24 protein-coding genes are annotated in these 23,176 nt (G+C 64.1%); 8 read left to right on the top strand and 16 right to left on the bottom strand.

What is annotated here, in order from left to right; all coding sequences use genetic code 11:
- Positions 1 to 107: 107 nt before the first annotated feature.
- Together V5735_RS21070 and V5735_RS21065 are read right to left on the bottom strand one after the other, a co-directional pair.
- A complete protein-coding gene (locus V5735_RS21070; protein ID WP_423747112.1) occupies positions 108 to 1,112 on the bottom strand; it encodes a lysylphosphatidylglycerol synthase transmembrane domain-containing protein in 1,005 nt (334 codons plus the stop codon).
- Positions 1,113 to 1,194: 82 nt separating this feature from the next.
- The gene (locus tag V5735_RS21065) at positions 1,195 to 2,199 is read right to left on the bottom strand and encodes a glycosyltransferase family 2 protein (RefSeq protein WP_423747111.1); all 1,005 of its coding nucleotides are present in this window, start codon (positions 2,197 to 2,199) and stop codon (positions 1,195 to 1,197) included.
- A gap of 423 nt (positions 2,200 to 2,622) precedes the next feature.
- Here V5735_RS21065 and V5735_RS21060 point away from each other — a divergent pair, with 423 nt between their 5' ends.
- Both V5735_RS21060 and V5735_RS21055 read left to right on the top strand, forming a co-directional pair.
- Complete coding sequence (locus V5735_RS21060; protein WP_423747110.1) at positions 2,623 to 3,618, top strand: NAD-dependent epimerase/dehydratase family protein; 996 nt, start codon at positions 2,623 to 2,625, stop codon at positions 3,616 to 3,618.
- A gap of 4 nt (positions 3,619 to 3,622) precedes the next feature.
- The gene (locus V5735_RS21055) at positions 3,623 to 4,606 is read left to right on the top strand and encodes an NAD-dependent epimerase/dehydratase family protein (protein WP_423747109.1); all 984 of its coding nucleotides are present in this window, start codon (positions 3,623 to 3,625) and stop codon (positions 4,604 to 4,606) included.
- On the opposite strand, the gene V5735_RS21050 is transcribed toward V5735_RS21055, so the two are convergent.
- The 6 genes from V5735_RS21050 to V5735_RS21025 all read right to left on the bottom strand — a co-directional run bounded on the left by V5735_RS21050 (position 4,600) and on the right by V5735_RS21025 (position 10,045).
- Positions 4,600 to 5,619, bottom strand: coding sequence for a DUF1616 domain-containing protein (locus tag V5735_RS21050; RefSeq protein ID WP_423747108.1), 1,020 nt, complete (start codon positions 5,617 to 5,619; stop codon positions 4,600 to 4,602). The genes V5735_RS21055 and V5735_RS21050 overlap by 7 nt on opposite strands.
- A 2-nt stretch (positions 5,620 to 5,621) precedes the next feature.
- Positions 5,622 to 5,750: a hypothetical protein gene (locus V5735_RS21045; RefSeq protein ID WP_423747107.1), complete on the bottom strand. Its 129-nt coding sequence runs from the start codon at positions 5,748 to 5,750 to the stop codon at positions 5,622 to 5,624.
- Between the two features lie 39 nt (positions 5,751 to 5,789).
- The gene (locus V5735_RS21040) at positions 5,790 to 6,326 is read right to left on the bottom strand and encodes a metal-dependent hydrolase (RefSeq protein ID WP_423747106.1); all 537 of its coding nucleotides are present in this window, start codon (positions 6,324 to 6,326) and stop codon (positions 5,790 to 5,792) included.
- Positions 6,327 to 6,480: 154 nt separating this feature from the next.
- A complete protein-coding gene (locus tag V5735_RS21035; RefSeq protein WP_423747105.1) occupies positions 6,481 to 6,786 on the bottom strand; it encodes a hypothetical protein in 306 nt (101 codons plus the stop codon).
- A gap of 274 nt (positions 6,787 to 7,060) precedes the next feature.
- Positions 7,061 to 8,866, bottom strand: coding sequence for a glutamine--fructose-6-phosphate transaminase (isomerizing) (gene glmS / locus V5735_RS21030; protein WP_423747104.1), 1,806 nt, complete (start codon positions 8,864 to 8,866; stop codon positions 7,061 to 7,063).
- 3 nt (positions 8,867 to 8,869) lie between these two features.
- On the bottom strand, positions 8,870 to 10,045 hold the full coding sequence (locus V5735_RS21025) for a sugar phosphate nucleotidyltransferase (RefSeq protein ID WP_423747103.1): 1,176 nt from the start codon (positions 10,043 to 10,045) through the stop codon (positions 8,870 to 8,872).
- A gap of 606 nt (positions 10,046 to 10,651) precedes the next feature.
- Between V5735_RS21025 and V5735_RS21020 the strand changes: the two genes are divergently transcribed.
- Together V5735_RS21020 and V5735_RS21015 are read left to right on the top strand one after the other, a co-directional pair.
- Positions 10,652 to 11,038, top strand: a complete 387-nt coding sequence (locus V5735_RS21020; protein WP_423747102.1) for a Rid family detoxifying hydrolase — start codon at positions 10,652 to 10,654, stop codon at positions 11,036 to 11,038.
- Between the two features lie 4 nt (positions 11,039 to 11,042).
- Complete coding sequence (locus tag V5735_RS21015; RefSeq protein WP_423747101.1) at positions 11,043 to 12,110, top strand: glucose 1-dehydrogenase; 1,068 nt, start codon at positions 11,043 to 11,045, stop codon at positions 12,108 to 12,110.
- A gap of 304 nt (positions 12,111 to 12,414) precedes the next feature.
- Here the strand turns inward: V5735_RS21015 and V5735_RS21010 are convergent, their stop codons facing one another.
- Complete coding sequence (locus tag V5735_RS21010) at positions 12,415 to 13,626, bottom strand: aminotransferase class V-fold PLP-dependent enzyme (RefSeq protein WP_423747100.1); 1,212 nt, start codon at positions 13,624 to 13,626, stop codon at positions 12,415 to 12,417.
- 451 nt (positions 13,627 to 14,077) lie between these two features.
- On the opposite strand from V5735_RS21010, the gene V5735_RS21005 reads away from it, so the two are divergent.
- Positions 14,078 to 15,082, top strand: a complete 1,005-nt coding sequence (locus tag V5735_RS21005; RefSeq protein WP_423747099.1) for a hypothetical protein — start codon at positions 14,078 to 14,080, stop codon at positions 15,080 to 15,082.
- Here the strand turns inward: V5735_RS21005 and V5735_RS21000 are convergent, their stop codons facing one another.
- Positions 15,083 to 15,811 (bottom strand): glutamine amidotransferase, encoded by a 729-nt coding sequence (locus V5735_RS21000; RefSeq protein ID WP_423747098.1) that lies wholly within the window; start codon positions 15,809 to 15,811, stop codon positions 15,083 to 15,085.
- Positions 15,812 to 15,855: 44 nt separating this feature from the next.
- On the bottom strand, positions 15,856 to 16,680 hold the full coding sequence (locus V5735_RS20995; RefSeq protein ID WP_423747097.1) for a PIG-L deacetylase family protein: 825 nt from the start codon (positions 16,678 to 16,680) through the stop codon (positions 15,856 to 15,858).
- 100 nt (positions 16,681 to 16,780) lie between these two features.
- Here V5735_RS20995 and V5735_RS20990 point away from each other — a divergent pair, with 100 nt between their 5' ends.
- The gene (locus tag V5735_RS20990; protein WP_423747096.1) at positions 16,781 to 17,896 is read left to right on the top strand and encodes a mandelate racemase/muconate lactonizing enzyme family protein; all 1,116 of its coding nucleotides are present in this window, start codon (positions 16,781 to 16,783) and stop codon (positions 17,894 to 17,896) included.
- Positions 17,897 to 17,899: 3 nt separating this feature from the next.
- On the opposite strand, the gene V5735_RS20985 is transcribed toward V5735_RS20990, so the two are convergent.
- The 5 genes from V5735_RS20985 to V5735_RS20965 form a co-directional block, all read right to left on the bottom strand.
- On the bottom strand, positions 17,900 to 19,039 hold the full coding sequence (locus V5735_RS20985) for an ABC transporter ATP-binding protein (RefSeq protein WP_423747095.1): 1,140 nt from the start codon (positions 19,037 to 19,039) through the stop codon (positions 17,900 to 17,902).
- Entirely contained in the window at positions 19,036 to 20,148 is a 1,113-nt protein-coding gene (locus tag V5735_RS20980; protein WP_423747094.1) for an ABC transporter ATP-binding protein, read from the bottom strand. Before V5735_RS20980 ends, V5735_RS20985 begins: the two co-directional genes overlap by 4 nt.
- Before the next feature lie 145 nt (positions 20,149 to 20,293).
- On the bottom strand, positions 20,294 to 20,542 hold the full coding sequence (locus V5735_RS20975; RefSeq protein WP_423747093.1) for a hypothetical protein: 249 nt from the start codon (positions 20,540 to 20,542) through the stop codon (positions 20,294 to 20,296).
- On the bottom strand, positions 20,539 to 21,624 hold the full coding sequence (locus V5735_RS20970) for an ABC transporter permease (RefSeq protein WP_423747092.1): 1,086 nt from the start codon (positions 21,622 to 21,624) through the stop codon (positions 20,539 to 20,541). The genes V5735_RS20975 and V5735_RS20970 overlap by 4 nt, the downstream gene beginning before the upstream one ends.
- Complete coding sequence (locus V5735_RS20965) at positions 21,611 to 22,636, bottom strand: ABC transporter permease (protein WP_423747091.1); 1,026 nt, start codon at positions 22,634 to 22,636, stop codon at positions 21,611 to 21,613. The genes V5735_RS20970 and V5735_RS20965 overlap by 14 nt, the downstream gene beginning before the upstream one ends.
- Before the next feature lie 97 nt (positions 22,637 to 22,733).
- Between V5735_RS20965 and V5735_RS20960 the strand changes: the two genes are divergently transcribed.
- Complete coding sequence (locus V5735_RS20960) at positions 22,734 to 22,913, top strand: hypothetical protein (protein ID WP_423747090.1); 180 nt, start codon at positions 22,734 to 22,736, stop codon at positions 22,911 to 22,913.
- Between the two features lie 27 nt (positions 22,914 to 22,940).
- Positions 22,941 to 23,162, top strand: coding sequence for a hypothetical protein (locus V5735_RS20955; RefSeq protein ID WP_423747089.1), 222 nt, complete (start codon positions 22,941 to 22,943; stop codon positions 23,160 to 23,162).
- The last annotated feature ends 14 nt before the right edge of the window (positions 23,163 to 23,176 follow it).

The raw sequence follows: 23,176 nt of genomic DNA, 5'->3' as shown, positions 1-23,176 counted from the left end.
TTTCACTACGTACGACCATCGTTTTGACTAATTGTTTTTTGATCAGTCGGAAATCATTTCTCTTCTTCGAAAATTCAGGTATTTTATCGACCCGGTCATCCGGCGCTTCATACGCTCACGTCCGAGTGAACGACGTAGTTGGCGTAGACGTAGAGGAGCGCGAGCGGGAGATACGCGGCGAACACCCGGTCGAGGATGATGACGCTCGTGGCGACGCTCGGCGAGACACCCAACGCGACGAGCACCGTCGTCCCCGTCACCTCCGTGACTCCGATGCCCCCGATGGAGACGGGGAGCACGGTGACGGAGTAGATGAGCGTCGGGATGAGCAGGTAGCGAAGCGGCGACAACTCCAATCCCTGACTCGCACCGACGATGCCGAAGCGAACGCCGGAGAGGACGACGAAGGAGACGAACAGGAGCGCGACGGATTTGAGCTTGTTCGACGAGAGCAGGTCGTGTTGCATTTCGCCGACCGATGCAAGCAACTTCGGTGCCCTGTCCGTGACGAATCGCGGAAGGTCTACCCACCCCAGCAGGAACGCGAAGACCGGGAGCGCGAGATAGACGGTCGCGCTGGCGAGCAGCACGAGGGCGATGTTCCGTCCCAGGTATCGAAGGAGCACGAACAGCCCCGTCAGCGCGACGAGACCGTTGATGGCCGCTATCATCTGCAGTTGCACGCCCTTGATGACGAACGCGCGCCGGAGTTCGATACCCGTGTACTTGTTCAGGATGAGTGGCGTCGTCGCGAGCGAACCGAGTCTGGTCGGCAGAAACGAGTTGACGACGAAATCGACCGTATCCACCTTGAATATCGGCAGAAAGCGTACCGACTCGTGTTCCTCGTACAGCAACTGCAACGACCGGGACGTGAGGAAGATGGGCAACAGCACGACCGGTACGAGCACGACGAGGTAGGGGGCGCTGATTTCGAACATGGAGCGAAACGCCCGTTCGACCGGAAACTTCCACAGCAGGTAGCCGAACGACGCGACGGATACCAGTACCTTCAGCACCGTTCCGACGGACCGCCACCGCGAGTCGGTCTCCTCTCGGGTTTCCCCTGTCGTGTCGGCGTTTCCTCGGTCGCCTCGAGTCTTCTCGGTCATGTTGGAGTCTTCTCGGTTTTGTCGGGTTCCCTCGGTTACGTTCGAGTTTTCCTCGGTCATGTCGGGCATCCGTCGTGAGCGTTCATCGGAGATACGACCCCACGAGTGTCCGGGCGATACCCAGTCCGTAGCCAAGTTTCGGTTTCTTCGTCGTGCTGCCCTGCCGCCGTTCCACGGTCACGGGCACTTCCTTCATCCTGAGTCCGCTCTTTCGTACTTCCACCAGCAATTCGACTGCGCAAAACCGCTCTTCGACCCACGAAATTCGTTCGAACGCGTCGATGGTGAGCGCGCGGAAGCCGTTCGTCGCGTCCGTGATGGACGACTTCGTGAGGACGTTGATGAGCGTCGTGAACGCCCAGATGCCCCCGCGCCGGACCGGCCCGTTTTCGGACGCGTCGGTGCCGCGGTATCGGGACCCGATAACGTAGTCGGCCTCGCCGTCGAGAACAGGGCCGACGAGACGCTGCAGTTCGTCGCCGCGGTGTTGGCCGTCGGCGTCCATCCCGACCACCACTTCGGCGCGTTGTCGTCTTGCGATTTCGAACCCGGTTTTCAGGGAACTACACTGCCCCGTGTTGACGACGTGTTCGACCACGACGGCGTCCGTGGCACGGGCCGCGCGGACGGTTCCGTCCGACGACCCGTCGGAGACGACGAGGGGAACGACCGCGCGACCTCTGAGCGTTTCGGGGAGCGATTCGACCACCGCGCCGATGGTCTCGGCCTCGTTGTACGCCGGGATGACGACGTACACCGTGTCCTCGTCCGACCGCTCCATCGGCACGTCCCGTATCGCCAGTTCGCGGACGAGCGCGTTGAACCGTCGCCTGTTCCGGACAGCCTTGCGGCGTGAGACCCCGGCCGCGACGAGCGCGAGTACGATAGCGATACCGACCACGATTTCCACGAGTCCCACGTCGTTCAGCAGTCCCGCGATGCGGGGTGCGAACGCGACGGCGACGACGAGGAGCGCGCCGAGCAACGCCGCCCCTAATTCGTGCCTCTCGAAGCGGGTGCGGTAGCGTTCGAATCCGACGCCGAGCACACCGACGACGAGGACGAGATAGGCTACGCGAGGAATCATCGTGTCTCATCAACCACGCTCCGACGGATAACTCTTGATAGATATCTAACAACAACTCACCGCTAATTCCAAATCGGTGACGGGCCAGAACGATGGCGTGCTCGCCAAACGGTCGGCGAGTTCGGCGGTGGCAGGCGGTCGGTCGCGGACAACGACGCCGTCGCGTCCGACCCCGACCTCGCGGTGGACTCCCCGAAATTCACGTCGTACGAGGTGGTTCGCCGCAAACGTAATGTCGTTCGTCGTTGAGACTCGACGTAAAATGGGGGAGAAGATTCTCGTAGTGGAGCCAGCGCTGGGTGAACAGGCGCGTGAGAACGTCACGTCGGCGGTCGAACCCGTTCGGTTTCCGCGAGGGCCATTCGACGCGTCGTTCGAACGGAGACGGGGCGACGATGCGGGGACCACGGAGAGGAGATACCGATGAGCGACACGGACGCACCCGCGGAGACGCCGACCGTCAGTGTCACCGGCGCGGGCGGGTACGTCGGTAGTTGCGTCGTAAACGCCGTTCGAGAGCACCATCCCGAGTGGGAAATTCGCGCATTCGACAACTTCTACCGCGGCGAAATCCACCGCATCGGCGATACCGACGTGGAGTTCCTCGACGTTCGACGGCGCGACCGGCTCGAAAGCGCGTTGGACGGTTCGGACGTCGTGCTCCATCTCGCCGCCGCGAGCGACGTGGATTCGTGCCGCGACGACGAGGAATTCGCGCTCGAAACGAACGTTCACGGGACGACCAACGTCGCGTGGTTCTGCAAGCGAACGGGCGCCGGGTTGGCGTTTCCGTTCAGCATGGCCGTCCTCGGCGACCCCGAGGAGTTCCCGATAACCGTTGACGCGTCGCGGCGACCGATGAACTGGTACGGGGAGACGAAACTCGTCGGGGAGCGGACCATCGAATCGCTCGCGGCGGACTCGTTTCCGGCGCATTTGTTCCTCAAGGCCAACGTGTACGGCGAGCACACGGTAAACGACCGCGGCATCTCGCGCGGAATGGTCCTCGAGTTCTTCGTTCGGCGCGCGTTCGCGGACGAGCCGATTTCGGTGTACGAGCCGGGAACACAGGCGCGAAACTTCGTTCACGTGCGGGACGTCGCCGACGCCTACCGACGGAGTGCGGAGCGATTGGTGGACCGAAGCGATGCGGGTCGGACGGGCGTCTCGAAGTACGAGATTGCGAGCGACGAGGAGTGGACGGTCATGGAACTGGCCGAACTGGTCCAACGGACGGTCGCCGAGGAAGTGGGACGGGAACCGGACATCGAAGTCGTCGAAAACCCCCGCGGCGATGAGACGCTCGTCACCGATTTCGACGTGGACATCTCCGCCGCACGGCGGGAGTTGGGGTGGCAACCGGACCGCTCGATTCGGGAGTCCGTCGAACGCCTCGTCCGACGGCGTGCGGAGGGCTGAACGCATGCACGGACCATCAGAACCGCCGACGGTCGCGGTAACGGGGGCGACGGGATACATCGGGAGTCGCGTCGTCGAAGTGCTCAGAACCGCGCATCCCGAGTGGACCGTTCGGCCCCTCTCACACAACGAGAGCGGACCCGCCGTCGACGGCGGCATCGAACACGTCGACATTCGTGATAGGGACCGCTTAACCGACGCGCTGGACGGTTCGGATGTCATCGTCCACCTCGCCGCGGTCAGCGGCGTGAAGAACTGCGATGAGAACCCGGAACTCGCCTACGAAGTCAACGTACAGGGGACGAACAACGTCGCGTGGTTCTGCTGGCGGGAGACGACCGCCCTCGTGTTTCCGTTCAGCGTGGCCGTCCTCGGCACCCCGGAATCGATGCCGGTGACGGTCGATTCGGAACGGACGCCGATGAACTGGTACGGACGAACCAAGGTCCTCGGGGAGCGCGCGGTCCAAGTCTTCGCCCGCGGGTCGTTTCCGGCGCACCTGTTCCTCAAGTCGAACATCTACGGCGAACACACGGCGAACGGGGAACGGATCAGCAAGTCCACCGTCATCAACTTCTTCATCGAACGCGCGATGTCGGGCGAGTCCCTGCCGGTCTACGAACCGGGGACGCAGGCGCGAGATTACGTCCACGTGCGGGACGTCGGGGACGCATACCGTCGGAGCGTGGAACGGTTGATGGACGAACTCGGCGACGGAACCACTGGGACGAAGGGATACGAGATAGCGAGCGAGGAACAGATGGACGTGCTGTCGCTGGCCGAACTCGTCCAGCGGACGGTTGCGGACGAAACGGGTCGCTCCCCGGACATCGAACTGATAGAGAATCCCCGGAGCAACGAAACGCTCGTCACCGACTTCGACGTGGATACCACGAGGGCCGAACGGGAGTTGGGATGGCAGCCGGACCGCTCGATTCGAGAAACCGTCCGACGACTCGTCCGTCGAAAGGTCGAGGAGAGCTACTGATGAACGCGAACCCAGAGGTGCGTCCGTCGATACGCGTTTTTCGCCGAGGGCGACGCCGGAGCCCCCCCGCGATACAGGAGGAACTGGAGCCGAAGCCGTTCACCGGTCATCGTCGGTTCGAGACTGCGGTTTTCGACGACCGTTTGTCCCTGCCCGACGGAAACGCGGAACCGGTCGAGCCGCCGTTCGGCCGTGACCTGGGTCGCCCCGTTGTTCCGTTTCACCCGTTGTAAGAGGACGACGACGGTGTAGTTCGCGCGCTCGTACTCGTGGTTTCCGATTCCGACGCGGAGATGCTTCGCGTCTCCGGCGGTGAAGTTTTTCGGGTACGCGTCCGTGACCGTGTTCCCCGACGCGTTTTTCGTCCCGAGATAGAACTCGGTGAACCGCTCGTCGCTCCGCGGGGTCGTCGTCGTGTAGACGATTCCGGCGGCGGCGACGACGAGGCTGACGACGAGGATGACGTTCAGCGGCCGCACGTAGCTCGTCGCCGTCGAAACGTCGGGCGTGAAGTGCGCATACGCGTCCTCGATAGGGACCGACAACCGATCCGACTCCGGGAGCGCCCACTGGCGAACCGCTCCGGCGAGGGCACAGACGATGGTGAAGCCGCCGATAGCGAGGAGGCTCGGGTCAAGATTCAACCCCCACGGCGAGTAGCTGACGAGGTAGCCGATGAGCGGAACGACGGCCAGGCTAACCGCGATGGACAGCGTGATGCGCTCGATACCGTCGATACGCCGCGGAAAGCCGGTCGATGTTCCGTCTTCGTCGTCCCCTCCCTCGGATTCTCCATCTCCGCTCGCTTCGGGGAACAGCACCGCGACGAGGCCGTATCCCGGCAGGAAGAACAGGAACAGGAATCCGAACGACAGTCGAACCGGCGTCCAGATTCCTCCGGCGCGAACGACGCCGACCGTCACCAAGACGAGTGCGATGACGACGGCGAGGTCGGCGGGAAATCGGCGAACGCGTCGTGGAAGCAACTGCCACATATCGGACGTATCTATCATTGTCATCGTCGTGTGTCGATGCCGAACTCGTCGAACGGTGGTCGAACCGTTCGTGAACGGCGGTCGAATCGCTCGCTACCGCCTCGCCCGTCGCCGCGGGCGTACCGACGGCCCGACTCGGGAGCACTCACCTACGACGACGACCGAACTAAAGATTGGGGGCGTTCGCCTTACTGCCGTTCGCGGCGCGGGTCGGAGCCGAGCGGGAGGACGGACGCGACGCCCGGTGCACCGTCGGCCAGCCAGACGTAGACCGCCGCGACCACCAACGACAGTTCTATCGGGAAGTCGCCGGGTACGCCGACGACTGACGGACCAGAATTCGGCGACGAGAGCGGGAGAATCGGCCACAGAAGAAACGTCGCCCGTCCGTACCCACCGGCCAGCACCGGTAGGAGCACGTCCGCGAACGGGTGTGACACGTAGCCCACGGCGAAGGCGGCCCAGCGGGACCGGTGTCCGTTTCGTCGGCAGATGCCGTAGGTAACGGCGAGCAGCACGCTCGCGGTCAGCAGCGAGTGTGCGAGCGACCGTCCCGTCGGGAGGACGCCGACCCACCACGCGAGCGGTTTGTCCATCAAATCGGGAAACTGCGTCCCGACGGCCAACGCGATTACGTCGGTGCCGGTCGGCGGACGGGTCGTTCTCGTCCGTCGAAGTCCCGAGTAGGCGAGGTACCCCACCGCCAGATGTCCCCACGGCCACATACCGACCGCCTCGACGGGACGTTCCTTAACCGCTCTGGGGTGAGCCGTGACGACGGATACTCGCTCTGCGGGCGCACGACCATCGAGCGCGTCGAGGCGACCCCAGATTCGACAATTCTCGTGAGACGTATTCGACATCTCTCGTGGAGCGTACTCAACAGCCCTTGCGGAACTTGTATAGGTTGTAGAGCGCTGTACCGCGTTGGATGAGTCGCTGTTTCCGTTGTTCCGGTAGGTCGCTGTTCCGAACTCGTTCGACACCCCGTTCGTACGTCGCACGGAGTTCCCCGCACGACATCGATCCGAGTTGCGACGCCGACGGTTGCTGTGACTGTGTTTGCGAGAGACGGTGCGAGTCGGCCATCGGTTGCCCTCGTCCGACGGCCGTTCCGGCGAGTCCGGTCACGAGCAGACTGGACGCGACGAGGACGACGAGCGCGTGTTTCAGTGCAGTTCTCATTTGTGACACGGGAGTCGAGACTCCCTTCCGGTGTGTCACTGAGTTACGGTTTCAAACCCGAGAACCGTTTTCAGGACGCGATTTCGTTTTCGGTTCCGTAACCGTCGTTCCGTCGAACGAACGTCACACATCCCACACACGGAATCCCGGTAATCGTGGTTACGCGGATGACGAATGGCGACCGTTCTCGTCCCGTCGACACCCCCGATGTCGAGTGAAAATTCCGGCGTCACTCGGCGATAGAAATCGTCGAAGGAGTGGCCGCTCCGGACGGTTACTCGACGGTAACGCTCTTGGCGAGGTTCCGCGGTTTGTCGATGTCGCGGCCTTTCTCCTTTGCGACGTGGTAGGCGAACAGCTGTAGATACACGTTCGCGACCACGGGTTCCATCAAGCCGATGGACGGAACGTCGAACGTCGTATCGAATACGGCGTTGGGTTCGTCGTCCGAAGTAACGCCGATAACGGGTGCCCCCCGCGATTCGACCTCCTTGACGTTGTGAAGCGTCTCGGACGCGTTCGTCTCGTCGGTGAGGACCGCGATGACCGGGGTTTCGTCCGTCACGAGCGCGAGCGGCCCGTGTTTGAGTTCGCCGCCCGCGAACCCTTCCGCGTGCTCGTAGGATATCTCCTTGAGTTTCAGCGCGCCTTCGAGCGCGACCGGATGGCCGAGTCGTCGCCCGATGAAGAAGAACGAATCGCTGTCGGCGAACGCCTTCGCCTCCCGTTGTACCGTCGGTTCGGCGTCGAGCACCTGTTGAATCGAACTGGGTACCGCGGACAACTCTTCGAGGATGCTCGCCCGCTCGTTCGAGGACAGAGCGTCCCGCTGTTGGCCGAGATACACCGTCACGAGCGTCAGCGTCGCCACCTGCGATACGAACGTCTTGGACGCCGCGACGCCGATTTCCGGCCCCGCGCGGATGTACACCGTGTCGTCCACCTCGCGCGTGACGGTCGAACCGACCGTGTTCGTCACCGCGAGCGTTCGAGCGCCCGCACCGGCGGCCTTGCGAAGCGCGCGGAGCGTGTCGGCGGTTTCGCCGCTCTGGGTGACCGCGACGACGAGCGTTCGCCACGGGTCGCGGTTCCCCTTGAACTCGTATTCGCTCGCGATGTGCACCGAGACGCGAACGTCGGCGTACTCCTCCAACAGCCCGGCGGCGTACAGTCCGGCGTAGTACGACGTTCCGCACGCGACGATCTGAATCTCGTCCAAGGAGCGACAGTACTCCTCCGACAGGGAGAGGTCGAGGTCCACCGTCCCGGCGAGTTCGTCGATACGCCCCGAGAGCGCCTGCCGTACCGCCCGCGGTTGTTCGTGTATCTCCTTTCGCATGTAGTGCTCGTAGCCCCCCTTCTCGGCCGCGTCGGCGTCCCACTCGACGGTTTGGGGCTCGCGCTCGACCACCTCGCCGTCGTTGACGATGGTCACTCCCTCCTCCGTGAGGCGTGCGATGTCGCCGTCTTCGAGGAACGTGACCGTTCGGGTGTGTTCGACGAAGGCCGTCACGTCGCTCCCGAGGAAGGTGGCGTCGTCGTCGTGGCCGATGACGAGGGGGCTGTCCTGTCGCGCCGCGACGATGCCGTCGTAGCCGACGGCCGTGACCGCGATGGCGAAACTCCCGGAGAGCTTCGAGACGACCCGTTCGACCGCTTCGCGGAGGTCCACGCCGTCTTCGTTCAGGGCCTCCTCGATGAGGTGGGCGATGACCTCGGTATCGGTCTCGCTGGTGAACTGGTGTTCGTCGAGGAGGTCCGCCTTGAACTCCTCGTAGTTGTCGATGATACCGTTGTGCACGACCGCTATCCGCTCCGTACAATCGGTGTGCGGGTGCGCGTTTCGCTCCGTGGGTGCCCCGTGCGTGCTCCATCGCGTGTGACCGATGCCGCAGGTGGCGTTCGACGTCGACGGAACGGTCAGGTTGTCTATCTCCCCGCTTCGCTTGTTCACCTCCAACGAGTCGTCGAGGAGGGCGATACCCGCGGAGTCGTAGCCGCGATATTCGAGGTTCTTCAGACACTGTGCGACGATGGTCGAGCAACTTTCGTTTCCGATGTAACCGGTGATTCCACACATGAACTATCCTCTCCGTACAACTGCACCGTCTTCGATTCGTTCACGAACGGTCGTTCCGCTCTCCACCGTTACCCCGTCACCCACGATAGCGCCCGGAAGGACCGTGACGTTGCCACTGATTCGAGCGTTGTCTCCGATGAGACCGCCGAACGTCACGTCGTGATGGACGGTATCGTCCAGCGTCACGTCCGTAACGCCGCCTTCGACGGTGGTGTTCGGTCCGATGGTCGCGTTCGCGCCGACGATGCAATCCCTGACGACCGCTCCCGGTTCGATGGTCGCGTCCGGGAAGACGACGGCATCCTCGACGACGGCGTTCGCGCAGACCGTCGCGTTCTCGCCGACCGACGTTCCCCTGCAGACGACCGCGCCGGCGCGCACCGTCACGTCCTCTCCCATCATCACGTCGTCGTGGACGACCGCGCTGGAAGCGACGTGTGCCGTCCGAGCGGTGTCGCCTTCGCCGATGGAATCTTGCTTGTCCAACACGTAGCCGTTGAGCCAGAGCAAGTCCCACGGGTGTGAGACGTCGCCCCAGAGGCCGTCGTAGGGAATCGCACGCAGCGGATGGTCTTCGACGTAGTTTCGCAACGTTCGCGTCAGCGCCAACTCCCCGCGACTTTCGGTTTGGCGAATCGCGGCGAAGATGTCCGGGCCGAACACGTACACACCGGCGTTGATCTGTTCCGACGTCGTCGTCCCCGGTATCGGTTTTTCGATGATGTCGGTGACGGTCTGCTTGTCGCGTTCGACCACGCCGAACCGACTCGGCGTTTCGACCCGCGTCGTCGCAAGCCCCGCCGCCCCCGTCTGTCGGTGGTCGTCGATGAGCTTTTCGACGGCGGACGGTTCGATATATCGGTCGCCGTTCATCGCGATGAAGTCCGACCCGATGTACGGTTCGGCCTGCAAGAGCGCGTGTCCGGTACCCAACTGTTTTTCCTGTACCGCGTACGTGATATCGACGTTCCACCGGCGACCGTCGCCGAAGTACGTCTGAATCCGTTCACGGTGATAGCCGACGACGAGGACGATTTCGTCCACACCCGCCGCGGCGATGGATTCGATTACCGACTCCAAGAGCGGCTTGTTGCCGACCGGGAGCATCGGTTTCGGGCGACGATTTGTGAGGGGTCGAAGTCGGGACCCTTCGCCAGCAGCGAGAACGACCGCTTTCATCGTCAGTAACACGCCGACCGGACAGTATATCACTTTTCATTGACAATCTGACCGGTTGGTTCTGCCGTGCCTCCGCAAAGTTCTTGGAACGGCGTCGGAAGATAATCGCCGTCGGAACCGAATTCAAGCCGAGAGACGTCTGGCAGTCCATCCGAATCGAACCCCCGTCGAGCGACGGACACCGCGTTCATTCGGCCATCGCTGACCGGCGCTATCCCCGTTAGGTCGCTCTTGTCCCCGGGTTTCTTCCCATCCTAACCCCATCCCACCTCGATGACTGGCCGACGCGTGGCATCTCTCGATGTCCGATTCGAAGCGACCGCAACGACCCGTTTCGCGTTTACACCCGACGGTCGGTACGCTTTTTAGGATGACCTTGTAACAGTATCGACGACCACCGATCGGTTTGGTGATCGAAATTTTCCCTACAACGGGTTTTATGATTCCTCGCCGAGACCATACGGTCCGATGACGGCCAACACGATTCGCGGAGTCGTACGAATAGTCGACACTAACGTCAATCCCAGCACCGGTGCCAACACTAACGTCAATCCCAGCACCGGAGTCAGCACGAAATCGGCGTCGGTCCTTTCGGTGGTGAACTGAATGGAGGAGATAAGCGCGGACGCCGCACCGCCGAGCATCGGCCCGTTCTCGCAAGCAGTCCGTGACGGCGACCGGATTTACGTCTCCGGACAGGGCCCCGTCGACCCGGCGTCCGGCGATATCGTCGGCGATACCATCGGCGAGCAGACGACCCGGACGCTCGAAAACATCGACGCCGTTCTCGCGGCGGCGGGTCGCTCGCTGGACGACGTGGTGAAGGCGACCGTGTTCGTTCAAGACATGGACGACTACGACGAGATAAACGAGGTGTACGCGGAACACTTCTCCGCGCCGTATCCCGCCCGGAGCGCCGTGCAGGTCGAGGACTTGCCCATCGACATCGGCGTCGAAATCGAGGTCGTCGCGAGCGCCCGCGGGGAGGAGTGACGGCGTGAGAGCGGTTGCAGTCCGTCGCGGCGAGTCGGGTCCGCAACTGGTGGACGTTCCGAAACCGGACCCCGAGTCCGGCGAAGCGCTGGTTCGGACCCTCCGGGTCGGCATCGACGGCACGGACCACGAAGTCATCGAGGGAACCCACGGCGGCTTCCCCGACGGGTCGGACTACCAAATCCTCGGCCACGAGGCGGTCGGCGTCGTGGCGGACCCGAACGGAACTCGATTCGAAGCCGGAGACCTCGTGGTCCCGACCGTCCGCCGACCGGTGGGCGAGCCGAACGACTACTTCGCCCGCGGCGAACCGGACGTGGCACCCGACGGCACCTACCTCGAACGTGGCATCGTCGGCGCGCACGGCTACATGGCTGACTTCTTCACCAGTCCCGCGGAGTTCCTCGTCTCCGTCCCCGACGCGTTCGCGGAGACCGGATTTCTGGTCGAACCCGTCAGCAACTCTGAGAAGGCCATCGAGTACGCCTACGCCTCGCGCTCGGCGTTCGAGTGGCAACCGGAGAGCGCGCTCGTGCTCGGCAACGGCCCGCTCGGCCTGCTCACGCTGGCCATGCTCGTGAATCACGACGACTTCGAGCGGACCTACTGCCTCGGCCGCCGCGACAGGCCGGACCCGACCATCGACATCATCGAGGCGTTGGGCGCGACGTACGTCGATTCGCGCGAGACGTCCGTTTCGGAGGTTGCGAACGGCCACGAACCGATGGATTTCGTCTACGAGGCGACGGGCTACGCGCCCCACGCCTTCGAGACGATACGGGCGCTCGCGCCGAACGGCGTCGCCGCGCTGCTCGGCATCCCCGGTGACCACACGTTCGAAATCGACGGTGGGGACCTCCACCGCGAGCTGGTCCTCCAGAACAAGGCGCTCGTCGGCAGCGTCAACTCGAACGTCCGCCACTTCGAGGCGGCGAAGGAGTCGCTCGCGGCGTTTCCCGACTGGTTCACCGAGAAGCTGATTACGGGCGTGTACACCCCGGAAAACGCCGAAAAGGCCTTCGAAACCGGTGACGGCGTTATCAAGACCGTCGTCGAGTTCGATACGATGTAGAATCCCGCGCTGGCGACCCCGAGGTAGGATGTTCGCCGAGATAGGACGTTCGACACCACCTTCGTCGCGTCGTTTCCTCGCTCGGTTCTCTCCCACGTTTTTCGTCGCGTCGTTCCTCGTTCGTTTCCCACCTCCGGTTTATCGGCAATGACCGTTGTTGCTGGCGGCGTTCATACCGCGACCGCACCGCCCTCGACCCTCCCCATCGACTCCTTCGCGTTCGCTCAGTTGTCCCTCGCGCGCGTTTCTCGCACGCGCCGACCGCAAACGGGCCTCCCACTCACGCCGACCGTCCGCCGCCGTGTCACTCCTCGACGTGTGCGACGATTCGCTCGACGGCGTAGTCCGCCTCCTCGTCCGTGAGGCACATCGGGTTCACGGTGAACTCGCCCGCCGGAAGCGCGTCCGCGCCGACGAAGACGCGGGGTTCCTCGCGTCGGAGGCCGCCAACGATGTCCGTCGCGGTGACGCCCGCCACTTCCGGGTCGACGAAGACCACGACCTCGGGCGCGACGGCGGTCTTGTCGTCGGCCGTGAGCGACGGTTCGAGGCCGTCCATCTCGTCGAGTTCGGCGGCGATTCGACGAGAGCGTTCGAGCCACTCCTCGATTGCGGCGTCGTGGTCCTCCTCCACGAAGAGTTGAAGAGCGCGGATGAGACCGACGAGTTCCTCCTTGCCGACCTTCATCGAGCGTCCGATTCCCTGCCGCGGGACGCCGCCGAGTCGCCCCGGATGGACGAGTTTCGGGGCCGGTTCCCACACCGCCTCGGCCGCGTGCATGTCGAGGTGCTGGGCGGCGACGGACTCGATGAGGTCCGCGCCTCCGGCGAGGATGCCGGTGGTTTGGGGGCCGCGAATGGCCTTTCCGCCGCTGAATGCCACGAGGTCGGCACCCGCGTCGATAAAGGCCGAGAGGTTGCTCGTCGGCGGGAGTTCGGCGGCGGCGTCCACGATGACCGGGACGCCCTCGTCGTGTGCGATGTCGCACACGACGTCGAGCGGCGGTTCGGTGTACGACTTCTCGACGTAGGCCACCGCCGCCGTGTTCTCGCCGATGGCGTCGGCGATTTCCCACGGTTCGACGTTGCGCGACCCGGTGCCGAGGTGGCGGTCGTTGGTTCCCACGTCCACGATTCGCGCGCCGACGGCGCGGAGCGCGTGGTCGTAGCCCGTCCGGTGCGTTCGCGGCATGACGATTTCGTCCGGCACGCCCTCCGTCTCGGGCAGTCGCGCCATCGCGCCGATGTCGTCGCCCGCGATGCAGGCGGCCGCGCCGAGCGCCAGCGCGCTCGACGCTCCGGCGGTGACGTACCCCGCGTCCGCGCCCGTCACCTCGGCTACCAACTCGCTCGCCTCGGCCTGCAGGTCGGAGAGGCGGACGAACGCCTCGGACGCGCGGGCCATGGCATCCATCGCTTCGGGCCGGATTCGACTGCCGCCGATTCGCGTCTTCGTCCCCGTCGCGTTGACGACGTGCGGAACGCCCAACTCCTCGTAGATGGTTTCGTTCGACATACGATACCTTCCCATGGCACGGAACAAATAGGTTCGTCGTTCGTGTCTCGAATGATTCGAGTCGGTTGCAGATCGCCATCCCGGGAACTCCGCGCGTTGGGTATCGTACCTGTACCCGGTCGCACTGTATCTGGTCGCACCTGTACTCGAACGCGGACGAAACGGCCGACAACCTCGGCACAGGAGAGCATACGCGACGCGGGAACCTGGCGGCGTTCATACCGCAACCGCACTCCTCGTCCCTCCCCAACCTCCTCGCTCGTTCCCACGGGAACGTCACTCGTCCCTCGCACGGGTCGCTCACGTCGTTCGCTCCCGCGCGCCGACCGTGAACTCCGGGTCACTGTGGGTGGGTGAATCCCTCTTCGATTGCTCCCCGCCGCTTTCGTTCTACCCCGCCGCGTCGATACGTTCATGGTCGATGGCTGTGCATTGATACCACGCCACGACCATGCCAGACATCGAACGCGGAGCGAGCTATTTCGGCGTACAGGACCCCGAACACGCGGCGACCGACCTCGAACGACTACGCGAGGAGGGACTGACCGCCGTCCTCCACACCTTCAGCGAGCGCGACCAAGCGTTCTACCGCGAGACGATGCAGGATATCGTCGCCGCGAGTCGCGACCAGTCGTTGTCGGTTTACGTCAACCCGTGGGCCGTCGGCGGCGTCTTCGGCGGCGAGGAGTTCTCTCGGTTCGTCGCGCACAATCCCGACAGTCGGCAGGTCCTCAACACCGGGGAGCGCGTGCCCGCCGCCTGCTTCAACGACCCGGCGTTCCGCGAGTTCATGCGCGAGTGGACGCGCGACGCCGCCGGACTCGACGCGGACGTACTCTTCTGGGACGAACCCCACTGGCACGACGTCCACTGGTACGGCGACGACCATCCCCGCGACGTGTGGTGCTGCCGCTGTGAACACTGCCGCGACGGATTCCGCGAGGAGTACGGCGAACCGATGCCAGCGACCGAAACGGAGGCCGTCTCGTCGTTCCGGGAGGAGTCGATGCTCGACTTCCTCGACGAGATGATGGCGCTGGCACACGAGGCGGGCGCGGAAAACGCGGTCTGTCTCATGCCCACCGGGTCGGCCGACCACGGGCCGCGCAATTGGGCGCGACTCGCGGAGAACGAGCACATCGACGTGCTCGCCACTGACCCGTACTGGGACGCGTTCGCGGAGGACACCGACCCGGCGGAGTTCGTCTCGCGGTTCGGCGAGGAACTGGTCGAACTCGCGGACGAAAACGACCTCCGGAGCCAGTTGTGGATTCAGGGCTTCGGCCTGTCCGGCGATTCGGCGACCGAGGAGGTCCGGACGGCCACGCGAACCGCGCTCGACCTCGGTGCCGACAGCGTGTTCATGTGGGGCTACGACGGCTGTCGGACCATCTCGGAAATCGCGTGTGAAGACCCAATGGGCGTCTGGAACGCGTATCTGGACGAAGTGAACTGACTAACAAACGCGGTCGAGAACCCGCTTCCAGAGCGTCGGCAGGCCGTCCCACGACAGAAGCCCGTCGGGTGCCCAGTGGGGCGCACAGTCCGTCGCGTAGGCGAACGAACTCCCGTCCCCGAAGTCCCCGACGGCGAGAAACGGGTCGCCCCGCACCGTCGCCCACACCTCCGCGTCCGGTTTCGCCGTCGTCCGATTGTAGCCGAGGACGTGCGGCCACTCGTCGGGCAGGTCGGCGTCCGGCACGCCCTCGTTTCGCGGCACCGCTCCGTCGGGCGTTTCCACGCGGTCGTCGCCCGCCGCGATTTCGACCGGAAGCACGTCGCCGACCGGCGTGTGTCCGTAGCGCGCTTGCCCGCCTTTTCCCGCGAAACTCATGTAGCCGCCGACCATGCCGAGCGCGCCGCCGTCCTGAACCCAGTCGGCGAGGAGCGCACAGCGGTCGACGTCCGTGTCGCCGCCCGCCACTTGTTCCGTTATCTGGAGCGTGTCCGCGCCGACGTCGCTCAGAATAACGAGGTCGTACTCGTCGAGCGCGTCGGTCGTCCGCGGAAACGATTCGGCGGCGACGTGACACGGCTGATACGTGACCGACGCGCCGACCGATTCGAGCGTCTCGATGAACCGGTCCGCCGCCTCCCCGTACTGGCTGTCGCGCATGACGTTTCTCCCCTTTATTTCGAACTGTACCGTCACCCACGACTCACCGGCGAGCAGGACGTTCGTCATCGGTTGACGCGTCAAACCGCCGCCTCATAACCCTGTCGTTCGCGTCAGAACGGGAACAGTCGCGCCTTCGCCTCGTCCGTCAGCGGCGCGCCGTGCTCGCTCACTTCGAACGCCTCGGCGTAGCGAACCTCCTCGCCCGCCGAGCCGTATCGCTCGACGAGGCCGTCGCGGTAGCGGTCCGCGACGGTCGCAAGCGCTTCCACGTGCGGCAGGCCGCCGCTTCGCAACCAGTCGAACCGCTCGTCCGGGTCGTCGGGGACGTCATCCAGCACGCCCTCGACGTACGGCAGCCACTCGTACAGTTGGGAGCCGTGGCGGTCGAGCATCTCGAACTTCCGGTCCGCGGCGTCGTCGATATCGACCACCACGTCCGGGGAAAAGGGATACGGGCGCTCGAAGGTGTCGCTCAGGTAGGCGAACACGGGATTCGAGTCGAGTGCAGGCGTCGCCGGGCAGACGTTCGGCACCGCGACGAGGTAGGCGGCGTCGCGCACGAGTTGCGCCGTGTAGCGGTGGTCGGGGTGGTAATCGTTCGGTCGATGGGTGAGCACGAGGTCGGGTCGAAACTCGCGGATGCGACGGATGAGTCGGTCGCGGTTGTCCAGCGACGGTTCGAGCCGACCGTCCGGGATGTCGAACTGCTCGAACTCGGCTCCGGCAACGGATGCCGCGGCGTTCGCTTCGGCGCGACGGCGGCGGACCAGTTCCGCGCCGCCGAGTTCGTGGTGTCCGGCCTCTCCGTTCGTCATCGAGACGAACAACACGTCGTGGCCGTCGTCCGCATATTTGCACGCGACGCCGCCCGCTTTGAGGTCGCAATCGTCGGGGTGCGCGCCGACGACGATAACCCGTACCGTATCCGAAGTCATCGATGTGACAGATAACGCTCGGACGCATAAGTTCTCCGGACGCGGAACCCGATTTCGCCGCCGTGCGGACTTATTTGTAGGTGGCCTTCGAGGATGTGGTATGTCGGTGACGAACGTGTCAGCCATCCCTGTAGAGATGGGTGTCAAACCGCTCGAGGACGAACTCGGATTGGCTCCCTACGTGAGCAACCACGACCAAGTGACGTCGGTCACGCGAATGCTCGTGAAGATCGAAACGGACGACGGCGTGACGGGGTGGGGCGAGATGCTCGTCGGGATGAAGTCCGCCGCGGTGACGAAGGCGGTCGTGGACGACGTTATCGCCCCGGAACTCGTCGGCCGCGAGGTGGGCGAAATACGGGATTTCGTCGACTCGTTCTACTTCCCCTATGTGAAAGTTCGGCCGTTCCTCGGAGCCGTCGAAACCGCGCTCTGGGACGCCTTCGGTAAGACGGTGGGCGTCCCAGTCCACCAACTGCTCGGCGGGAAGACCCGCGAGTCGGTGGACATCGCCACCTGCCTCGGTATCCTCTCGCCGGAGGAGTCGCGGACCTACGCCCGACGCGCCGTCGAGCACGGCTTTTCGACGCTGAAGACGAAGGCCGGGCCGGACTGGCGCGAGGACGTCGAGCGAATCCGCGCGATGCACGACGAGGTGGACGGCGAACTCGAATTCCGACTCGACCCAAATCAGGGCTGGTCGTTCGAGGACGCGGTTCGGGTCGCCACCCGACTCGAAGAGGAGGGCATCCTCCTGCAGTACCTCGAACAGCCGGTTCGCATCGACACCTACGGGACGTACGCCTCGCTCCGCAACCGCGTGCGGACGCCCGTCGCGGTCAACGAGGACACGTACTTCCCGCGCAACCTCCGCTTTTTGCTGCAGGCCGACGCCATCGACGTGGCCGTCGTGGACCTCGTGCCCGCTGGCGGCATCCTCGCCGTGCGCGAACAGGTCGCCATGGCGGCCAACGCGGGCGTCTCGGTGTCCCACCACTGCGGCTTCGACCTCGGCGTCAAGACCGCGGCGATGCTCCACACCGTCGCGAGCACGCCCGGCATCAACCTCCCGCCGGACAGCACCTACTACGGCTGGGACGACTACATCATCGAGGACCCGTTCGAGGTCGATAACGGAGCGCTCCGGGTTCCTGACGGGCCGGGGCTCGGGGTGACGGTGGACGAGGAAAAGGTCGAACGGTACCGGTGCGACTGAGGTTCAGTCCCCTTCTGCGGTATCGCGGGACGTTGCGGTTTTTCCGGCAGGTGCGTCGTCCGAGAGCGGTTCGCTCTCCCAGTAGGCGTGGTCTGCTTCGTTTCGGAAGCAGGCCGTCCGCCGACCGTCGCCCTCGTGGTCGGCGAGCGATGGACACGATTCCGTACACGCCGTCCGCGCCTCGGGACAGCGCGTGTGGAACCGACACCCGGACGGCGGGTCCACGGGGTCGGGGATGTCGAGTGTGCGAATCGGCGGCTCCGGCACGCTCTCGGACCGATTCCTGAGGTCGGAGGTCGCCCAGAGAAGTACCTTCGTGTACGGATGCTGTGGGTCGTGGATTATCTGTTCGGGCGTCCCGATTTCCACGAGTTCGCCGAGATACATGATACCGATGCGGCCGTTCGCCCGCTGGGTGAGGTGCTTGGCGTTGGCGAGGTCGTGCGAGATGTACAGGTACGAGGTGTTGAACTGGTCCTGCAGTTCGAGCATGAGGTCCATCATCTCGGCGCGAAGCGACACGTCCAGCGCGCTGATGGCCTCGTCGGCGAGGATGAGGTCCGGGTTCATCAGCAAGGCCCGGATGAGCGCCACGCGCTGTTGTTCCCCTCCGGAGAGTTGATGCGGATAGCGTTTGGCGTAATCCTCCGCCGGGGCCATCCCCACGTATTCGAGTAGCCCGTAGATGCGGGCGCGTCGGTCCGCCTCGCTCATCTCCGGTTGCCAGTGTTTCAGCGGGTCGGCGAGGCTCGACTCGACGGTGTAGTTCGAGTTCAGCGAACTGCCGGGGTCTTGATGAATCATCTGGAGCGAGCGGCGTATCTCCGCCGCAGAGTACTCGCCAGCGGACTTTTTTCCGTCGAACAGGCCGCCGGATTCCTTGGTTTCCCACACGTCCTGACCTCGGTACAATACCTTCCCCTCCGTCGGGCGCTGGACGCCGATGGCCGTCTTGCCGAGCGTCGTCTTTCCACACCCGGACTCGCCGACGAGTGCGACGATGTCGTTCTCGTAGATGTCGAGGCTCACGTCGTCCACGGCGTGAACGGTTTCCGACCCGGCGAGGCCGAACAACCGTTCTTTCTCGAAGTGGACGCTCACGTTCTGCAGCGAGAGGAGCGGGTCGCCGCGGCGGTCGGTCATCGTCGTTCACCTCCGCTGGCGTCGGTGGCGTCCGCCGCGTCTGCCGACTTCGGCGGTTCGTCGAGCAACAGCGGGACCGTCTCGCGGGCCTCTTCGGGGTAGAAGCAGGCCACCTTGTGACCCTCGTCCACGTCGCGGAGGTGGGGACTTTCGGCCTCGCACGTCCCGTCGGCCAGCGGACAGCGCGGGTTGAACGAACAGCCGTTCGGGAGCGAGACGGGGTCGGGACTCGACCCTTCGATTCCCTCGATGTCCATCGCCCGGTCGGAGATGTTCGGGACGGCGTTGAGCAGGGCGCGGGTGTAGGGGTGGGCGGCGTCGTCGAGGAGTTCGTCGGTCGGGCCGAGCTCCACGAGGTCGAAGGCGTACATCACGGCGAGGCGGTCGGCGAGGTCGGCGACGAGCGGCAGGTCGTGGGTGACGAACACCATCGTCAGGTCGTACTTCTCCTGGAGGTCCTCCAGCATGCTGATGATGGACCGCTGCATCAGCAGGTCGAGCGCCGCGGTCGGTTCGTCCATCACGACGACGTTCGGGTCGAGGACGAGGCCGAGGGCGATGAGCGCCCGCTGTTTCATCCCGCCGGATAGCTCGTGCGGGTGTGAACGTAACACCTGCTCGGTCGGCAGGTAGAGGTCCGCGAGGAGTTCGCGCGCAAACTCCATTCCCTCCGAGACGTCCGCGCCGTGTGCGCGAAGCGTCTCCTCGAAGTGACTACCGATGGTCATCGTCGGGTTGAACGCGCTCTGGGCACCTTGGATGACGAACGAAATCTCGTTCCAGCGGAGCTTCGTCAGTTCCTCGCGGGAGAGGGATAGCACGTCCACCGGTTCGCCGCCGTCCGGTGGATGGTAGATGACTTCCCCGTCCACCTGTCCCGGCGAGACGATGGCGTCCAGCATCGCGGAAGCGAGCATCGACTTGCCGGACCCGCTCTCGCCGACGACGCCGAGGACCTCGCCCGCGTGGACGTCGATACTGACGTCCCGAAGGACGCGGGAGTCCCCGCGGTCCATGCTGAACGAGACGCTGGCGTCCCGGACTTCCAGGATGACGTCTTCCTCGGTCGGCGTGTCGGTGTCCGCCGTGGACCGGAATTCGGCTGCCATCGGAGTCACCTCCGGCCGCCGGTTTCGCGGAACCGGTCGGTGTGTCGCGGTCGGTCGATGCGTTGCTCTTGGTCGGCGTGTGTTGCTCTGTCGTCGTGTTTGATATCGGCAGTGGTCATGGATTCGTGTGGTGCGTATCGAGTCATCAGTTGTACCCTATCAAGCGAAGTCCGAGGTGACCGAGGATGGCGTAGACGAACGCGCTCGTCCCCCAGATGGCGAACATCCCGGCGAGAACGGCGTGCGTCAGCGAGGGGAGGAGATACCCCGAGAGGAGGACGGCCAACAGCCAACAGACGACCCCCAACGCGACGATGAACGCGAGGAACGACCGCCTGATGGCGAGCAGGAGGGACACCGCCCGCCCGTTCTCGCCCGTGACCGAGGTGCTCATTCGTCACCTCCGGCGGTTTCGTGGCGCGCGCGAAGGCGGACGTTGAACACCCGGTCGAGCCCCTGCGCGAGCAGGATGAATCCGAGCGAGATGAGGATGATGAGCGCCATCGGCACCAGCAACCAGTGTATCTGGTCGGGGTTCGTCAGGTTCGCTTGGTTGTACGCGTCGTTCATCATCAATCCCCAATTCAGGTTCGAGCGGGGGAGGATACCGAGGAAGTACAACCCGACGGACTCGAAGATTATCTTCCGGGCGCTGGTCGCGAAGTTGACCGAGATGTACGGCATCAGGTTCGAAACCACGTCCTTGCGGAGGATGTGAAGCTCCGACAGGCCCATGATGCGCGAGGCTTCGGTGAACGCCTCCTCGCGGATGCTCAACACTTGCGAACGAACCGTCCGCGCCAACTTCGGCCAGTTGTCGATGCCGAGGATGAGGCCGACGACGAGGGGGCTTTCCGGTTGGTAGATGCTCGCCAGCACGATGACCAGCGCGATGCCGGGAATGGTGAGAACGACGTCCGTGAGCGTCATCAACGCGGAGTCGGTGCGGCCGCCGCGGTAGCCCGCAACGGTGCCGATGAGCGTTCCGAGACAGACCGACAGCAACGCACCGGCGAGGATCATCTCCAGCATCGCGGGCGTCGCGTGGACGACCTGTTTCAGAATCGACTTCCCCATCACGTTGGTTCCGAGCGGATACGCCCAGTCTTGGAACGGCGAGAGGTATATCGGTCCCTCCATCACGGTGGCTTTCTCGACGAGGACGATGCCGAACGGTGCCGCGGCGATGACGCCCATGACGACGAAGCCGAGGAGGATGAGCGACCCGACGAGCGCCCGCCAGTCGTTCAACAGCACCGCGATGGGCGCGTAGACGTGCCGCTCGAACGACCGCCGGGCCTTCTCGCGTCCCGTCAGTTCGGGGACGTTCGACGTTTGCGTGAAGATGCTCTCGTCCATCGGGGCGGAACCGGACCGACTGTTCGTCCCGCCGTCGGTTCGTGCGGATTCGTCGTCGGTTCGGCGAGGGGTGTCGGCGTGCGGCGTTTCGGCGTCGTCATTCTCAGTAGGCTTCACGTTCGCTCCCTCCTTTGACGCGGGGGTCGATGACGCCGTACGTCAGGTCGGCGATGAGGATTCCCAACAGCGTGATGCTGGTGAAGAAGATGAACGACCCCATGATGAGCGGGTAATCTCGGTTCAACAGCGCGTTGTACGTCACGAGGCCCATCGCGGGGTAGTTGAAGATGGTTTCGAGGATGATGCTGCTCCCGAAGATGCCCGCGATGCCCATCATGATGCTCGTGTAGACGGGCAACAGCGCGTTGCGGCCGACGTAGCGGATGGCGATTCGGCCCTGACTGATGCCGCGGAGTCGGGCGACGCGGATGTAGCCTTCGCCCATCTCGCGGATGCAGTTCCCCCGAAACGCCAGTGCACCGCCGAATCCGGCGATGAACGAGGAGAACACGGGAAGGATGGCGTGTTTGACGACGCCGACGATGAACGGGAGGTTCAGTCCGGCCGTCGTGTTCGGGTCCATCCGTCCGCCGCTCGGCAACCAACCGAGGGAGAACGAGAAGACGATGAGCGAGAGGATGGCGACGATGTAGTACGGAACGGTCGTGTTGGCGATGGAGAATATCGTCATCCCGGTGTCGAACGTACCGCCTTCGTTGTACGCCATGACCGCGCCGAGCAGCAGGCTGACCGTCGTCCCGAGCGCGAGGCCGTAGATGCTGATGAACAGCGACCACGGCATCGCCTCGAACAGGATGTCGAAGACGGGTCGGTTCTTAAAAATCGACCGTCCGAAGTCCTGATAGACGATGATGTTCCGGAGGTAGTCGTAGTACGCGACGTACCACGGTTTGGACGGGTCGATACCCGTGTACGTCTGCACCATCGCGTTGATGCGTTCCATCTGCTGTGGCGACGGACTGCTTCCCTGTTCTATCATCTGTTGCATCAGATGATTTCTCACCATCTCGACGGGGCCGAACGGTAACATCCGGTACAGGGCGAACGTCACCGTCAGCGCCAGCAGGAACACCAGCACTGACTGCCCGATCCGCTTCGAATAATACATCGTGCTACTGTGCTTGTGTTTTTCCCACCGCAATAAAGGTATGGGAGAGATTCTCTGTAACGGCCGGTTTCATTACCTCTGCGGCCCAGTGCGAGGTATGGCGCTTCTCACGCGACTCCGCGGCCTATTCGGAGACGACTCGGACGACACCGAGACGTACCAGTGTATCAGATGCGGCGCGACGTTCGACCGAGAGTTCTACGAGTGTCCCGTCTGTGGGGTCGCTCACGCCGTCGCCCGAATCGACGACGATGAGGAGTCGGGGCGAAACGTTTAATTCCTGACGTGCGAGTGACCCGAACGAATGTCTCACGCACCCACCGTCTTCGATTACGTCTGCTCGAACGCCGATAAGTTCGCCATGCTGCTGGCGTTCGAGTGTCTGGCCTGTTTCCTCTCGATACTTCTCTTTTTCTGGTCGAAACCGGGAACGGCAGCACACGTCGTGTCCGTCCTCAACGTCCTCGGTGCGGGCGCGCTCGGCGTCGGAACGGCGGCGCTCCTCGTGAAATGTCATCGGACCTGAGGACCGAAAAACCG

The sequence above is a fragment of the Haladaptatus sp. SPP-AMP-3 genome, assembly GCF_049568665.1.
GTDB classification, from domain to species: Archaea; Halobacteriota; Halobacteria; order Halobacteriales; family Haladaptataceae; genus Haladaptatus; species Haladaptatus paucihalophilus.
Note: the sequence above shows the minus strand (reverse complement) of the source record. Positions and strands in the feature narration are given on the sequence as shown.